This window comes from Aquibium sp. A9E412 (assembly GCF_030398335.1).
Lineage (GTDB): Bacteria > Pseudomonadota > Alphaproteobacteria > Rhizobiales > Rhizobiaceae > A9E412.
This window is the reverse complement of sequence record NZ_JAOAOP010000046.1, coordinates 1-15,014: the sequence shown is the minus strand read 5'-3', so window position 1 is coordinate 15,014 and position 15,014 is coordinate 1. Positions and strand designations below refer to the sequence as shown.

The window sequence follows — 15,014 nt, the reverse complement described above, 5'->3', positions numbered from 1 at the left end:
GCAGGCAGCGCGGCCGCGCGTGGCGTCACGGCTTCAACGCCGCCGCCGGCCAGCCGTTCCCGGGCGCCGGGGGCGACGGCTTGACGCCGGGCCGCGATGTCCCGCACGCTGGCGCATCGGCCGAAGGGAAACGGATGGCAGCGATCGCGACCAAGCGCATCTACGCGCCGGCCGCCGAAGACGACGGGCGGCGCGTGCTGGTCGACCGGGTGTGGCCGCGCGGCGTCTCCAAGGCGAGGGCGGCGCTCGACGACTGGGCGAAGGCGGCCGCGCCGTCCGGCGCGCTGCGCCGCTGGTTCGGCCACCGCGCCGAGCGCTGGCCGGAGTTCCTCGCGCGCTACCGGGCCGAGCTTCGCGACGACGCGGCGGCCGCGGCCGCCTTCGACGGCCTGCGGGCGGCGGCGCGGCGGGGGCGGCTGACGCTGCTCTATTCGGCGCGCGACGAGGCGCACAACCAGGCGGTGGCGCTGAAGCGCTTCCTGGAGGAAGCCGAGGCGCAAGAGCGCGGCTGACGCGGCGCGCGCGCCGGCGCCGGCTTGCGCCCGCCGCATGGCGGTCCCCGACCGCCGCCCGCGTGGTCTATAGCGTTTCCACTTCGCCTGGAAACCCTCTAGCCTCGCCGGCATCGCGATTCGATGCTCGAAAGGAACCTGCCCGATGATCCGACCGTTCGCCGCCGCCCTCGGCCTCGCCCTTGCCGCCGCCGCGCCCGCCACGGCCGATCCGCTGAGCGAGGCCTCGCAGGCGATGTGCGCGCAGGCCAAGAGCTGCGCGCTGCAGGAGATGGAAGGCGCCGAGGGCATGAGCGAGGCGGTCAAGGCGCAGATCACCCAGGGGCTCGATTCCATGTGCGTGGCGATGGAGGAGAACTTCGCCGCCGTGGCGCAGTATCACGAGCTCTACGACCCGGCGGTCGCCTGCCTCAATTCGATGGCCGCGCTGTCGTGCGCCGAGCTCGAGGCGATGGACGCCAACGGCACGCCGGCCTGTCAGGAATACGAGCGCCTGGCGGAAAAATACCGGTAGCAGGAGGGCAGCGGCGCGCCGGCGGTGGCCGCGCGCGCCGTCACGCCGGCCTGACGAAGCCGTCCAGCACGCGCTTCTGGCCCGCCTTGTCGAAGTCGATGGTCAGCTTGTTGCCGTCGATCGCGGCGATGTTGCCGTTGCCGAATTTCTGGTGGAAGACGCGGTCGCCGACGGCGAAGTCGGACGGCGCGTCGGCCACCGAGCGGGCCACCAGCTCGCCCTCGATGACCCGGCCCTTGACCGCGCCGCGGCCGGCGCCGTAGCCCGAATCCGGCTCGCCGTAGCCGATCCGCTCGACCGCCACGCCCGAGCGCGTGCCCCAGTTGCGGTCGGTCGCCTCGGTGCGGTTCTTCTGCGCGCGCTGCCAGCCGGGCGTGGCATAGGTGTTGGAGAAGCTCGAGCGGTCCATCTCGTCGAAGCGCGAGCGGCCGTACGGGTTGGGCCGTCCGGCGAAGCCGTCGCCGAAGCCGCGGCCGTAGCCGCCGTAGGACGCGCCGTCCTCGGCCACCTCGACATGCGTCTCCGGCAGCTCGTCGAGAAAGCGCGAGGGGATGGTCGTCTGCCACAGGCCGTGGATGCGCCGGTTGGAGGTGAACCACAGGTGCAGCCGCTGCTTGGCGCGCGTCAGGCCGACATAGGCCAGCCGGCGCTCCTCCTCGAGGCCGGAGCGGCCGCCCTCGTCGAGCGCGCGCTGGTGTGGGAACAGGCCTTCCTCCCAGCCGGGCAGGAAGACGGTCTCGAACTCCAGCCCCTTGGCCGAGTGCAGCGTCATCAGGCTGACCGCGTCGAGATCCTCCTGCTGCTCGGCGTCCATCACCAGCGCGACATGCTCGAGGAAGCCGCGCAGCGATTCGTACTCCTCCATGGAGCGGATCAGCTCCTTGAGGTTGTCGAGCCGGCCCGGCGCGTCGGCCGAGCGGTCGTTCTTCCACATGTCGGTGTAGCCCGACTCCTCGAGGATCGTCTCGGCGAGCTCGGTGTGCGGCGTGTCGTCGAGCAGGCCCTGCCAGCGGGCAAAGTTCTCCACCACCGTGCGCAGCGAGGCGCGCGGCTTGGGCTTCAGCTCCTCCGTGCCGACCAGGTCGCGCGCGGCCTGCAGCATCGGCACGCCGAGCCGGCGCGCGGTGTCGTGGATCAGCCGCACGGTCGCCTCGCCGAGGCCGCGCTTGGGCACGTTGACGATGCGCTCGAAGGCGAGGTCGTCGGCGCCCTGGGCGACGACGCGGAAATAGGCCATCGCGTCGCGGATCTCCTGGCGCTCGTAGAAGCGCGGCCCGCCGATCACCCGGTAGTTGAGGCCGAGCGTGACGAAGCGGTCCTCGAACTCGCGCATCTGGAACGAGGCGCGCACCAGGATCGCCATGTCGTTGAGCGCGTGGCCCTTGCGCTGCAGCGATTCGATCTCCTCGCCGACGGCGCGCGCCTCCTCCTCCGAATCCCAGGCGGCGTGCACCTTGACCTTGGCGTCGTCGACGTCGTCGGCCTCGGTGAACAGCGTCTTGCCGAGCCGGCCCTCGTTGTGGGCGATCAGGTGCGAGGCCGCGCCCAGGATGTGGGCGGTCGAGCGGTAGTTGCGCTCGAGCCGGATCACGGTGGCGCCGGGAAAGTCCTTCTCGAAGCGCAGGATGTTGTCGACCTCGGCGCCGCGCCAGCCGTAGATCGACTGGTCGTCGTCGCCGACGCAGCAGATGTTGACGGTGGGCTGCGCGGCGTCCTTCGCCCGGCTGCGCTGCGCCAGAAGCCGCAGCCACAGATACTGCGCGGTGTTGGTGTCCTGGTACTCGTCGACCAGGATGTACTTGAACTTGCGGTGATACTCGGCGAGCACGTCGGGGTGGTCGCGCAGAATGCGGATCGGGTGGCACAGAAGGTCGCCGAAATCGACCGCGTTGAGCGTCTTCAGCCGCTCCTGATAGGCGGCGAACAGGGCGCGGCCTCGGCCGTTGGCGAAGGCGCGCGCGTCGCCTTCGGGAATCTCGTGCGGCGCCAGGCCCTTGTTCTTCCAGCCGTCGATCATCTGCGCGAACTGGCGCGCCGGCCAGCGCTTGTCGTCCAGCCCCTCGGCCTGGATGAGCTGCTTGAGCAGCCGGATCTGGTCGTCGGTGTCGAGGATGGTGAAGTCGGAGCGCAGGCCGGCGAGCTCGGCATGGCGGCGCAGCAGCTTGACGCCGATCGAGTGGAAGGTGCCGAGCCACGGCATGCCCTCGACCGCCTGGCCGACCAGCACGCCGACGCGCGCCTTCATCTCGCGCGCCGCCTTGTTGGTGAAGGTGACGGCGAGGATCTGGCCGGGAAAGGCGCGGCCGGTCGCCAGGATGTGGGCGATGCGCGTCGTCAGCACCCGCGTCTTGCCGGTGCCGGCGCCGGCCAGCACCAGAACCGGCCCCTCGGTCGTCTCCACCGCCTGGCGCTGCTCGGGGTTGAGGCCGGCGAGATAGTCGGGCGCGCTGCGCTGGCGCGCGGCCATGGCGCGCGCGGCGATGCCGCCGCCGGCCGCCGCGGGGCGGGCGGGCTCGTCGTCGTCGAAGAACGGAATATCGTCGGGCGCGCCGGACATCATGCCCGAATGTAGTGATTCGGGGGGGAAAGGCCAGCCGCGCGCGGCAACTCAGCGCTCGGCGCCGGCCAGGCGGCGGTCGCCGAGGTTGAGCCGGGCGGCCGCGATGGCGCGCGCGCCGGCCGCCAGCGCCGCGTCGCCGGCGGTCAGCCCGTCGAGCTCGGCCACCCGGTTCATGGCGATCAGGCAGAGCACGTCCTCGCGCAGGCGGCCGTCGTCGCCGCGCGGCAGCCGGGCGACCGGCTGCACGAGATCGGCGGTCATGCCGGGCGTCCGGCGCAGCGCGGCGAGCGCCGCGCCGGTCAGCGGCTCGCGGGTTTCCACGAAGGCGTAGATGCCGGTGCCCCTGCGCGGCAGCGGGAAGACGGCGAGCGCGACGTCCGCGACGGCGGGGTGGCGCTTCAGCGCGGCGAGGATCGCCGCCGCCTCGCGCTCCAGCCTGTCGCCCGTGCCTTCGCCGTCGGACCAGCGCAGCACGCCGCGGGTCAGGGCGTTGTAGAGCCGCTTGCCGGTCGCTCGCCACAGCCGCGAGGGCAGCGAGCGGCGGGCCAGGATGCGCCGCTCGCCCGCCGTCAGGAGCTGCGGCGCGAAGGCGCGCTTCTGCTTGGCGAGATGGCGCCGGTCCTCGTAGGCGAGCAGCCGGTACCACAGCCCGCGCCGGCGGTGGCGCGAGGCGAGCTGGAAGTCGATGACGGCGGCCGAGCCGTCCGGCCGCACCAGCCAGTTCTGCGGCTTGGCGAGATCGTTGTGGGTGATGCCGGCGCGCCGCATGTCGCGCAGCAGCCGGGCGGCGTCGCGGTACCAGAACGGATCGGCCGGCCGGGCGAGATGCAGCGGCGTGCCGTCGCTCCAGTGCCGGAAAAGCCCGTCGCGATCGACGGCGATCAGCGCCGGCGTGCCGGCAATGCCGCCGACCGCCTGGAGGCCGCGCACCTCGCGCCGGGCGAGCAGCCGGGCGAGCGGGCGCGACCACCACGGCGCGGCCGAGACGAGGCGGCGGACCACCGGCGCATCGGGTGTCTGGGCGAAATGTCCCTTGCGCGTCTCCGAGAAGACGTCGCGCTTGAGCACGGTCTCGGTCACGAATGCCGTCATGGCACGACCGGCGGCGGTTGAGGACGCACCGAGCATACCGCGTCGCCGCGGCGATGGAAACGCCCTGCGTGGGCGCGGCGCCCCGGCATGCCGCAGTCCGGCCGCGCGGCCGGGACGCCTAGCGGTGCTCCTCCTCGCTCGCCTGCACGAGCGCGCGGTTGAAGTAGCGCAGCGCCCGCACGTGGCTCGCCCAGGCGATGATGCGGGTGGCGTCGCGCGGGTCGACCACCGGCAGGCGGTCGTGGCCGCCCGTGTCGAAGGCGCGCAGCGCCGTTTCCAGCGTGTCGGTCGGCTTGAGCGCCGGCACGCCGCGCTCGGCGTCGTAGGCGACCGGCTCGGCGTCGTCGGGCAGCGGCTCCATGAAGTCCATCACTCGGGTGATCTGGCCGAGCGCGCGATGCGGCCCCTCCTGCAGGAACAGGCCGCGCATCTCGAGCTGCCAGTGGAACCAGGAGTGGCCGTGGATCGCCTGGTTGATGCCGTGCGCGACGGCGACGCTGAGCAGCAGCGCGATCGACAGTGCGTAGCCGCCGGTCAGTTCGAAGACGATGACGGTGGTCGAGATCGGCGCGCCGAGCACCGCGCCGGCCACCGCGCCCATGCCGAGGATGGCATAGAGGCCCTCGCTGGAGGCGAGGTCGGGAAAGACCTCGGCGGCGATGATGCCGAAGGCGCCGCCGGTCAGCGCGCCGAGATAGAGCGCCGGCGAGAAGATGCCGCCGCCGAAGCGCGAGGCCAGCGTGATCGCCGTGGCGACCGTCTTGACGACGATCAGGATCAGCATGATGCCGAGCGGCAGCCGGTTCCACAGCGCCATGTCGGTCACCTCGTAGCCGACGCCCAGCACCTGCGGGAAGACCAGCGCGATGGCGCCGACCATCAGCCCGCCGGTCACCGGCCGCAGCCACAGCGGCACCTCGATGCCGCGCGCCACGTAGTCGGCGGCGAACAGGGCGAACTGGAACAGCACCGCCACCACCGCCGCCGTGACGCCGAGCAGCGCGAAGGCCGGATACTCCCAGAACGAGGTGATCTGGTGGTCGGGCACCAGGAAGGCGGCGACGTCGCCGAACCACAGCCGCGAGGCGACGCCGCCGGCCGTCGAGGCGATGACGATCGGCACGAAGGAGCGCATGGCGTAGTGGCCGAGGATCACCTCGTGGGCGAACAGCACGCCGGCGATCGGCGCGTTGAAGGAGGCCGAGATGGCGCTCGCCACGCCGGCGGCGAGCAGCGTGCGGCGGCACCATTCGGGCAGCCGGGCGCGCCAGGCGATGGCGGTGGCGAGCACGGCGCCGAGATGCACCACCGGCCCCTCGCGGCCGGCCGAGGCGCCGGCGCCGAGCGAGATGACGGTGACGACCGCCGACAGCAGGCCGTTGCGCAGCGACAGCTTGCGCCCGGAGATGGCGCGCGCCTCGATGACGTCGGCCACCGCGCCGGTGCGGCGCGCCTGCAGCCGGTAGAGCAGCAGGCCGACGACGAGGCCGCCCAGCGTCGGGCCGGCCATCACCCAGTACCAGGGCAGGTGCTGGGCGGTGGAGAAGACGCGCTCGGAGCGGGTGCCGAGCCACAGGAGCTGCACCAGGCCGATCCCCTCGCGGAAGAGGATGGCGGCGACCGCGACGGCGAGGCCGACCAGCAGCGACAGCAGCCAGATCGTCGGCTGCCGGGATTCCACGAAGCTGCGCAGATTGGGCTCGATCCAGGTGGCGAGGACCTTCGGCAGGCGCTTGAGCATCGTGATCGGCATCGGGTCCCGGCGGCTGGCGAGCGGGCCGCCCGGCACGTGCCGTGGCCGCAGCGCGGCGGCGCCGGCCGTCGACCCCTTTCGCCCGCGGACTGTAGCGATTCGGCGCCGAAAGGCCAGCCGCGCGGCGCGGCGCGCCGTGCAGGGCGGGGCGTCCTTCGGCCGCAGGCCGCCCGCGCGGCGCCGGCCGCACGAAAAAAGGGCGGACCCGCGGGCCCGCCCTTCCTCATGCGCCGGTTGGGGCCGGATCAGGAGGCCGCGTCGCGCGCCGCCTCGAGCCAGCCGTCGACCATCTCGCGGTTGTTCTCGATCCACTCGCTGGCGTGCCGCTCGATGTCCTCGGCGTCGTCCTCGCCGGCCTGCATCTTCGCGTTCTGGTCGTAGATGTCCTGCAGCGGGATGCTGGCCTGCTCGAGCAGCGCGCGCGCCGCCGGGTTCTCCTCCAGGAAGGCGGCGTTGGCGACCGAGCGGATGTCGTTGGCCGGGAAGCCGAGCATGCACGGGTCGGCGACGCAGCCGGCGACGCCTTCCATGGTGGCGGCGTCGGCGAGGTCGGCCTGGTCTTCCGGCAGGCTCACCTCGGGCACCTGGATCCACATCACCTGTTCGCCGGGCGCCAGCTCGCTGACCGTCCAGTTCGGCGTCCAGGTGTAGAACAGGATCGGCTCGCCCTGCTGCTCGGCGGCGATCGCGTCGGCCATCGAGGCGGCGTAGCCGGCCTTGATCGGGTTGACGTGATCGCGCAGATCATAGGCGTCGAGGTGATGCTCGATCACCAGCTCGCAGCCCCAGCCGGGCGGGCAGGCGACCATGTCCGCCTTGCCGTCGCCATTGCGGTCGAAGGCTTCCTTGACCTCGTCGCGCTTGAAGTCCTCGAGCGAGGTGATGTTGAACTCCTCGACCGAGTCGGAATCGACGAGATAGCCCTGCAGCGCGCCGCCCTTGGCGACGTAGCCGACGATCTCCGCACCCTGCTCGATGGTGCTCTCGTAGCTGTTGTGCAGCGGGAACCAGCCGTTGACCCACAGGTCGACGTCGCCCTGCGAGACCGCCTGGTAGAAGGGCGGGTTGTCGAGCGTCTGCGGACCCTCGACCGCGTAGCCGAGCTCCTCGAGAAGCTGCTTGTAGACCTCGGTGTGGAACCAGCCGGTGTCCCAGGTGGCGCGCGCCATGTTGATCGTGGTGCCGTCGCCGGGCATGTCCTGCGCGCCGGCGGTGGTCAGCGGGACGCTGAGCAGCGCCGCGGCGGATACGCCGACGGCGAGAAAGCGTGCGAGATTCGACCTTCTCATGTGAAGTCTCCTCTGTCTCGTTGCATGGGCCCGCCTCGGGGAAGCGGGGTACGGCCGTCGCCTTGCGCGACGGATCTCAGGCAGGCCGGTCGGCCTGCCGTTCGGGCGCCTCGACCGTCGGTGCGGCGGCCGGGCGGAACAGCCCCTTGAGCGTCGACCACAGCGACGTGCCGCCGACCTGCCGGCGCTCGCCGAGCGCCTGGGTGATGCGGTCGAGGATGATGGCGATGATGACGATGCCGATGCCGCCGGCCGTCGCGTTGCCGACGTCGAGGCGGCCGAGGCCGGTGAACACGACGAGGCCGAGCCCGCCGGCGCCGATCAGCGCAGCGATCACCACCATCGACAGCGCCAGCATCAGCGTCTGGTTGAGGCCGGCCATGATGGTGCGCAGGGCGAGCGGGAACTGGATCTCCCACAGCATCTGCCACGGCGTCGAGCCGAAGGCGTGGCCGGCCTCGATCAGGTCGCCGCGCACGTTGCGGATGCCGAGGTTGGTCAGCCGGATGATCGGCGGCAGCGCGAAGACGATGGTGGCGATGATGCCCGGCACCATGCCGACGCCGAACAGCATGACGATCGGCACCAGATAGACGAAGGGCGGGATCGTCTGCATGATGTCGAGCACCGGGCGCAGCACCGCCAGGAAGCGGTCGCTGCGCGCCGCGGCGATGCCGACCGGCACGCCGATGACGGTGCAGAACAGCACCGCCGTGACGATCATGGCGAGCGTCGTCATCGTCTCCGGCCACAGTTCGATCAGGTCGATGAAGATGAGCGAGACGAGCGTGAACAGCGCCACGCCGCGGCCCGCCGTGCGCCAGGCGATGGCGGCCAGGACGACGGTGAAGACGGCCATCGGCACGGCCTGCAGAAAGGCCTCGAGCCCGTTGAGGACCTGGGTGACCGGCCACTGCATGGCGCGGAAGGCGGGCCGGAAGTTCGGCACCAGCCAGTCGCGCACGAAGGTGTTGATCCAGTCGTCGAGCGGAATGGTGAAAAGATCGGCGGGACTCGGCATCGCGGTCTCCTGTCGGCAGTGATGCGGCGGTTCAGGCGGACGCCGGTTCGGTCGGCGGCTCGTCGGTGCCGGCGAGCTTGCCGAAGACATCCTGCGGCGCCACGACGCCCTCGAGCGCGCCGCGGCGACTGACGAGCGCGATCGGCAGGCCGCTCTGGGCGAGCGGGTAGAGCTCGTTGAGCTGGGTCGTGCGCGTCGCCTTCGGGTAGTCGGTGATCAGCGCCGATTCCAGGCTGCCGTCCTCGCGCGCCAGCGGGGCCAGGTCGCGGTAGGCGACGGCGCCGGCGATGCGCTTGCCGTCGACGACGTAGAGCGCGTCGCGGCCGAGCCTCTCCATGCGCTCCAGCGCGACGGCCACGGTGTCCTTGCCGAGCTCGACGGGCTCGGCCGGCTGGGCGACGCTGCCGGCCGTGAACACGCGCGAGCGGTCGATGTCCTGGGTGAAGGCGGCGACGTAGTCGTCGGCCGGCGCGCCGACGATCTCCTCGGCGGTGCCGACCTGGACGAAGCGGCCGTCCTTCATGATGGCGATCTGGTCGCCGAGGATCAGCGCCTCGTTGAGATCGTGGGTGATGAAGACGATCGTCTTCTTCATCGAGCGCTGCAGCTCGAGCAGCTCCTCCTGCATGTCGCGGCGGATCAGCGGGTCGAGCGCCGAGAACGGCTCGTCCATCAACAGGATCTCGGGCTCGGCGGCGAGCCCGCGGGCCAGCCCCACGCGCTGCTGCATGCCGCCCGACAGCTCCTCGGGGTAGCTGTCGGCATAGGCCTCGAGCCCGACCTGGGCGAGCGCCTGCTCGGCGCGCTGGCGCCGCTCGGCCGCTTTCATGCCCTTGATCTTCAGGCCGTAGGCGACGTTGTCGGCGACCGTCTTGTGCGGGAACAGGGCGAAGTGCTGGAACACCATCGCCACCTTGTCGCGGCGGATTTGGCGCAGCTTCTGGGCGTCGGCCGCCGCGACGTCGTCGCCGTCGATCAGGATCTCGCCGGCGGTCGGCGGGATCAGCCCGTTGATCATGCGCACCAGCGTCGACTTGCCGGAGCCCGACAGCCCCATGACGACGAAGATCTGCGCCTCCTCGACGGTGAAGGAGGTGTCGCGCACGCCGACGGTCATTCCCGTCTCGCGCAGGATCTCGTCCTTGGAGCGGCCCTGGCGCAGCATCTCCAGAGCGGTTTCCGGCTGCTCGCCGAATATCTTGTAGACGTTCTTGGCAATGATCTTGGAAGACATGGCATCCGGTACGAACATGATCAGACCGATCCGCGGGCTCGACCTGCGGATCGCGGCAAAATGCCTGGCGATGTTCCCCTTATGCGGTCGTCCGGACCCGTATAGACCTGCTCCGATCTCCCGTTCGGACCGGGTTGCCGGCGACCTTTGTCGCTCCAGACCTAGACTGCATGGCCGAGATGACAACCCTTTGCCGCACCTCGTCCCAAAAAAAGTCGCGAAAAGGGCACGAGATCGCCTTGACCGCGACCTTTCGCGTCAGGCCGCCTTGCGTGCGATGCCGATCGCGCGGCCGGTGCGCGCCGGCCGTTCGAGGCCGGAATGGGCGGCCGCCATCGCCTCGACCCGCTGCATCACGTCGGGCGGGAAGGGGGCGACGCGCGGGCCGGCCATGTCGATGTGCAGCGACAGCACCTCCGCCGTCGCCGCCGTCCAGCCGTCGGTGTGGCGCAGCTCCTGGTAGACGTGCAGCCGCTTGGCGTCGTGGTCGACCAGGTGGAAGGTGCAGGTGACGCGGTCGCCCTCGTGCAGCTCGCGCAGATAGCAGACGTGGATCTCGGCCGTGTAGATCGTCAGCTTGCGGCCGCGCGCATAGTCCGGCCCCATGCCCAGCACCTCGAAGGCCTCGTCCGAGCAGCGGTCGAACAGCACGTTGTAATAGGCCATGTTCAGGTGACCGTTGTAGTCGATCCACGCGGGTTCGACGGACATCGCGCTGGACACGAACGGGGCGGCATCGGGCATCGGCTGTCTCGCATGTTCGGCACGGCCGCCGGCGGCCGCGCCTGTTTCCTTCCTGCGCGGCGCGCACTAAACAGGGGCGATAGAAACGGAAACCGGCGCGCGCCACAAGGTCCGGCCGCCGCGCCGCAGGGGAGGACGCCATGGCCCTGTCGGATCTTGAGGCGGTGGCACGCAACGAGGAGGGCATCGCCGCCGCGCTCGGCGTGCTCAAGCAGCGGTTCGGCGAGCGGCTGCAGAGCGGCGCGTCGGTGCGCGAGCAGCACGCCCACACCACCACCTACATTCCCGGCCAGCCGCCGGACGCCGTGTTGTTTCCCGACACGCAGGAGGAGGTGCAGGAGGCCGTGCGGGTGTGCGCGGAGCACCGCGTGCCGATCGTGCCCTACGGCACCGGCACCTCGCTCGAAGGCCACGTCAACGCGCCGGGCGGCGGGCTGTCGATCGACACGACGCGCATGAACCGGGTGCTCGCCGTGCATGCCGAGGACCTCGACTGCACGGTCGAGCCGGGGGTGACGCGCGACGACCTCAACCACCACCTGCGCGACACCGGCCTGTTCTTCCCCATCGACCCCGGCGCCAATGCCAGCCTCGGCGGCATGGCGGCGACGCGCGCCTCGGGCACCAATGCGGTGCGCTACGGCACGATGCGCGAGAACGTCCTGTCGCTGACGGCGGTGATGGCCGACGGCCGCGCGGTGACGACGGCCAGGCGGGCGCGCAAGTCGTCGGCCGGCTACGACCTCACCCGGCTCATGGTCGGCTCGGAGGGCACGCTCGGCATCATCACCGCGATGACGCTCAGGCTCTACGGCATCCCGCAGGCGATCGCCGGCGGGGTGTGCCCGTTCCCCAGCGTCGAGGCGGCCTGCCAGGCGGTCATCATGACCATCCAGATGGGCATCCCGGTGGCGCGCATCGAGTTCATCAACGCGCTCGGCATGCGCTCGATCAACGCCTATTCCAAGCTCGACTACCCGGAAGGCCCGTGCCTGTTCCTCGAGTTCCACGGCACCGACGCCGGCGTGCAGGAGCAGTCGCAGATGTTCGGCGAGATCGCCGCCGAGTTCGACGGCGGCCCGTTCCGCTGGACCAGCGTGGCGGAAGAGCGGACGAAGCTGTGGAAGGCGCGGCACGACGCCTACTGGGCGGGTCTGGCGATGCGGCCGGGCGCCAAGGCGCTGTCGACCGACGTGTGCGTGCCGATCTCGCGGCTCGCCGAATGCATCGTGGAGACCGAGGCCGACATCGCCGAGCTCGGCATGCCGGCGCCGATCGTCGGCCATGTCGGCGACGGCAACTTCCACGTGCTGGTGCTGATGGATATGGAGGACGCCGACGAGGTGGCGCGGGCGGAGGCCTTCGTGGCGCGGCTCAACATGCGCGCCATCGCCATGGACGGCACCTGCACCGGCGAGCACGGCATCGGCCAGGGCAAGATGCGCTTTCTCGGCAGCGAGATCGGCCCGGGCGTCGACGTGATGCGGGCGATCAAGCGGGCGCTCGACCCGCACAACATCATGAATCCGGGCAAGATGCTGGTCACGCCGGGCGGATAACGCCATTGTTTCAAGACGATTCGCCACTTTATCGACACGCTGATGGGCGAAAGCTGCCGGCGATCCCGTCCGCAGCACCAGGAGAAGTGATCTGGCGCGTCTGTTCGTCATCGTCGGGGGACTGATCGTCCTGGCGCTCACCGCGGCGCTGGTGGCTCCCTATTTCATCGACTGGACCAGCTACCGCGCCGACTTCGAGCGCGAGGCGAGCCGCATCCTCGGCCGCCAGGTGTCCGTCAACGGCGCGGCGCGCGCCCGGCTGCTGCCGTTTCCCTCCGTCACCTTCTCCGACGTCACGGTGGCCGGCGACGCGCCCGACGCGCCGGCCGTCACCGTCGAGACCTTCTCGATGGACGCCGAGCTGGCGCCGTTCCTGCGCGGCGAGGTGCTGATCTTCGACATGCGGCTCGAGCGGCCGCGCGTCGTCGTCGAGATCGGCGAGACCGGCGCCATCGACTGGGCGGTGCGCCCGGAGACGCGGTTCGACGCCGGCCAGGTGACGCTCGAGCAGGTGACGGTGAGCGACGGCCGGCTGATGCTGCGCCATGCCGCGAGCGGCCGCACGCACGCGCTGTCCGACATCGATGCGGTGCTGTCGGCCGGCACGCTTGCCGGGCCGTGGCGCATCGACGGCCAGCTCCGCGTCGACGGCGTGCGCACGGCGCTGTCGGTCTCGACCGGCCGCCTTGACGCCGACGGCGGCATGCGCGTGCGGCTGGAGGCCGAGCCCGCCTGGTATCCGGTGGCGCTGTCGGCCGACGGCGAGGCGCGGTTCGAGGAGGGCCGGGCGGTCTATTCCGGCGATTTCCGCATCGACACGCTGGAGGAGCCCTCCGGCACGGCGCCCGCCGCGGCGACGTTTCCCGAGATCGCCGAGGACGACAACCGCGTGACCGGCCGCTTCCGGCTCGATCACCGGCGGCTGGCGGTCGAGGAGTTCCGCTTCGAGACCGGCCCGGTCGACGATCCCTACATGGCGACCGGCAGCGCCTTTCTCGACCTCGGCGCCGATCCGCGCTTCTCGATCATGGCCGACGGCGCGCAGATCCGGCTTCCGGAGAACGGCACCGAGGCGGTCGGCGAGGGACGGCCGATCGGCGAGCGCTTCGCCGCCTTCGCCGGCTTCGTGCGCGACCTGCCGAAGCCGGCGATCCCCGGCACCGTCGAGCTCAAGCTGCCGGCCATCGTCGCCGGCGACACCATGGTGCGCGACATCGGCCTGTCGGCCGCGCCGCAGGCCGAGGGCTGGCGCGTGGCGTCGCTGTCGGCGGTGCTGCCCGGCCGCGCGACGCTCGAGGCCTCGGGCCTGCTGACGACCGGCGACACGCCGGAGTTCGACGGCGAGCTGCTGCTCGCCGTCGGCCAGCCGTCGGGCTTCGCCGCCTGGCTGGCGCGCGACGTCGACGACGCGATCCGGCGGCTGCCGTCGGCCGGCTTCAGCGCCGAGGTCGCGCTCGGGCCGCACCGTCAGGCGTTCTCCGACCTCGAGCTGATCCTCGGCGACGCGCGCTTCACCGGCCGCATCGAGCGGCGCACCCCGCGCGAGGCGCGGCCGTCGATGAGCCTGGCCCTGTCGGGCGACCGGCTCGACGTCGAGGGCATGGCCGCCTTCGCCTCGCTGTTCGTCAGCGACGCCGGCACCAACCGGCTGGCCGACCACGACCTCGACTTCGACATCGCGGCGGGGCCGGTGACGGCGGCCGGGCTGACCGCCGAGGCGGTCGACACCGCCATGCGGCTGCGCGCCGGCACGCTGGAGATCGACCGGCTGACCATCGAGGGCCTGTCGGGCGCCACCGTCAGCGCCACCGGCACGGTCGAGGGCTTCCCCGTCGCGCCGCGCGGCCAGATCGACGCGACCGTGCTGGCGGTCGACCTGGCGCCGCTGGTGGCGACCCTGGCCGGGCGCTTTCCCGACAGCCGGCTGATCGCCGGGCTCGACCGGCGCGCGCAGGCCTATCCCGGCCTGCTCGACAATGCCGAGATCGACCTGGTGGCGAGCGTCGCCGACAATGGCGACGGCAGCAACGGCGCCGCGCTCAGCGCGCAGGGGGCGGCCGGCGGCATCGCCTTCTCGCTCGCCGGCTCCGGGCGCGGGCTGATCGCGCCCGATGCCGAGGCGCCGCTGCGGCTCGAGCTGTCGGCCAGGAGCGGCGAGGCGGCCGACCTCTACGGGCTGATCGGCCTGCCGGCGCTGCCGATCGGCCTTGCCGGCGCGGCGCAGGGCGAGCTGACCGTCGCCGGCTCGCGGCAGGACGGCTTCGAGACCCGCTTCGGGCTGCGCGGCGAGGGCCTGGAGGCGACCTTCGAGGGCGCCGCCAGGCGCGGGCCGGACGGCTGGTCGGTGGCCGGCAGCAGCACGCTGGAAAGCGACGACGTCGAGCCGTGGCTGGCGACCGCCGGCCTGGCGCTGCCGGGCTTCGGTCTCGGCCTGCCGGCCGAGCTGGCCGCCGAGAGCGAGTATTCCGACGGCCTTCTGGTGCTGTCGGCGCTGACCGGCAGCGTCGCCGGCACGCCGGTCGACGGCGACCTCAACGGCCAGCAGAAGGACGGCCGGCCGCATGTCACCGGCTCGCTCAACCTCGGCACGCTCGATCTGTGGCCGGCGGTCGCGCTGCTCTACGGCGAGGCGGCGCTCGCCGATCCGGCCGGCGGCTGGCCGCAGACGCCGTTCGCCCAGAGCGCGCGGGTGCCGGTCTCGGCGGCGCTCGACCTGGCCGCCGGGACGCTGCGGCT

The 15,014-nt window shown here is 71.8% G+C and carries 11 protein-coding genes; 4 read left to right on the top strand and 7 right to left on the bottom strand.

The window, feature by feature from the left end; genetic code table 11:
• Nucleotides 1–134: 134 nt before the first annotated feature.
• Both N1F89_RS15000 and N1F89_RS14995 read left to right on the top strand, forming a co-directional pair.
• Nucleotides 135–512, top strand: a complete 378-nt coding sequence (locus N1F89_RS15000) for a DUF488 family protein (protein ID WP_290085007.1) — start codon at nt 135–137, stop codon at nt 510–512.
• Nucleotides 513–657: 145 nt separating this feature from the next.
• Nucleotides 658–1,026 carry a hypothetical protein gene (locus tag N1F89_RS14995; RefSeq protein ID WP_290085006.1) on the top strand — a complete coding sequence of 123 codons (369 nt, stop codon included), beginning with the start codon at nt 658–660 and terminating at the stop codon, nt 1,024–1,026.
• A 40-nt stretch (nt 1,027–1,066) separates the two neighbouring features.
• Here the strand turns inward: N1F89_RS14995 and N1F89_RS14990 are convergent, their stop codons facing one another.
• The 7 genes from N1F89_RS14990 to N1F89_RS14960 form a co-directional block, all read right to left on the bottom strand.
• Complete coding sequence (locus N1F89_RS14990) at nt 1,067–3,583, bottom strand: UvrD-helicase domain-containing protein (RefSeq protein WP_290085023.1); 2,517 nt, start codon at nt 3,581–3,583, stop codon at nt 1,067–1,069.
• Between the two features lie 51 nt (nt 3,584–3,634).
• Nucleotides 3,635–4,678, bottom strand: coding sequence for a serine/threonine protein kinase (locus N1F89_RS14985; RefSeq protein ID WP_354670329.1), 1,044 nt, complete (start codon nt 4,676–4,678; stop codon nt 3,635–3,637).
• A gap of 118 nt (nt 4,679–4,796) precedes the next feature.
• Nucleotides 4,797–6,431 carry a chloride channel protein gene (locus N1F89_RS14980; RefSeq protein ID WP_290085005.1) on the bottom strand — a complete coding sequence of 545 codons (1,635 nt, stop codon included), beginning with the start codon at nt 6,429–6,431 and terminating at the stop codon, nt 4,797–4,799.
• Between the two features lie 245 nt (nt 6,432–6,676).
• Nucleotides 6,677–7,720: a glycine betaine/L-proline ABC transporter substrate-binding protein ProX gene (proX, locus tag N1F89_RS14975; RefSeq protein WP_290085004.1), complete on the bottom strand. Its 1,044-nt coding sequence runs from the start codon at nt 7,718–7,720 to the stop codon at nt 6,677–6,679.
• 76 nt (nt 7,721–7,796) lie between these two features.
• Nucleotides 7,797–8,741: a proline/glycine betaine ABC transporter permease gene (locus N1F89_RS14970; protein ID WP_290085003.1), complete on the bottom strand. Its 945-nt coding sequence runs from the start codon at nt 8,739–8,741 to the stop codon at nt 7,797–7,799.
• 31 nt (nt 8,742–8,772) lie between these two features.
• Nucleotides 8,773–9,975, bottom strand: coding sequence for a glycine betaine/L-proline ABC transporter ATP-binding protein (locus tag N1F89_RS14965; RefSeq protein WP_290085002.1), 1,203 nt, complete (start codon nt 9,973–9,975; stop codon nt 8,773–8,775).
• Nucleotides 9,976–10,233: 258 nt separating this feature from the next.
• Nucleotides 10,234–10,719 (bottom strand): thioesterase family protein, encoded by a 486-nt coding sequence (locus N1F89_RS14960; protein ID WP_290085001.1) that lies wholly within the window; start codon nt 10,717–10,719, stop codon nt 10,234–10,236.
• 140 nt (nt 10,720–10,859) lie between these two features.
• On the opposite strand from N1F89_RS14960, the gene N1F89_RS14955 reads away from it, so the two are divergent.
• Together N1F89_RS14955 and N1F89_RS14950 are read left to right on the top strand one after the other, a co-directional pair.
• Nucleotides 10,860–12,278, top strand: a complete 1,419-nt coding sequence (locus tag N1F89_RS14955) for an FAD-linked oxidase C-terminal domain-containing protein (protein WP_290085000.1) — start codon at nt 10,860–10,862, stop codon at nt 12,276–12,278.
• Nucleotides 12,279–12,429: 151 nt separating this feature from the next.
• On the top strand, nt 12,430–15,014 hold a 2,585-nt coding region (locus tag N1F89_RS14950), incomplete at its 3' end, for an AsmA protein (RefSeq protein ID WP_290084999.1).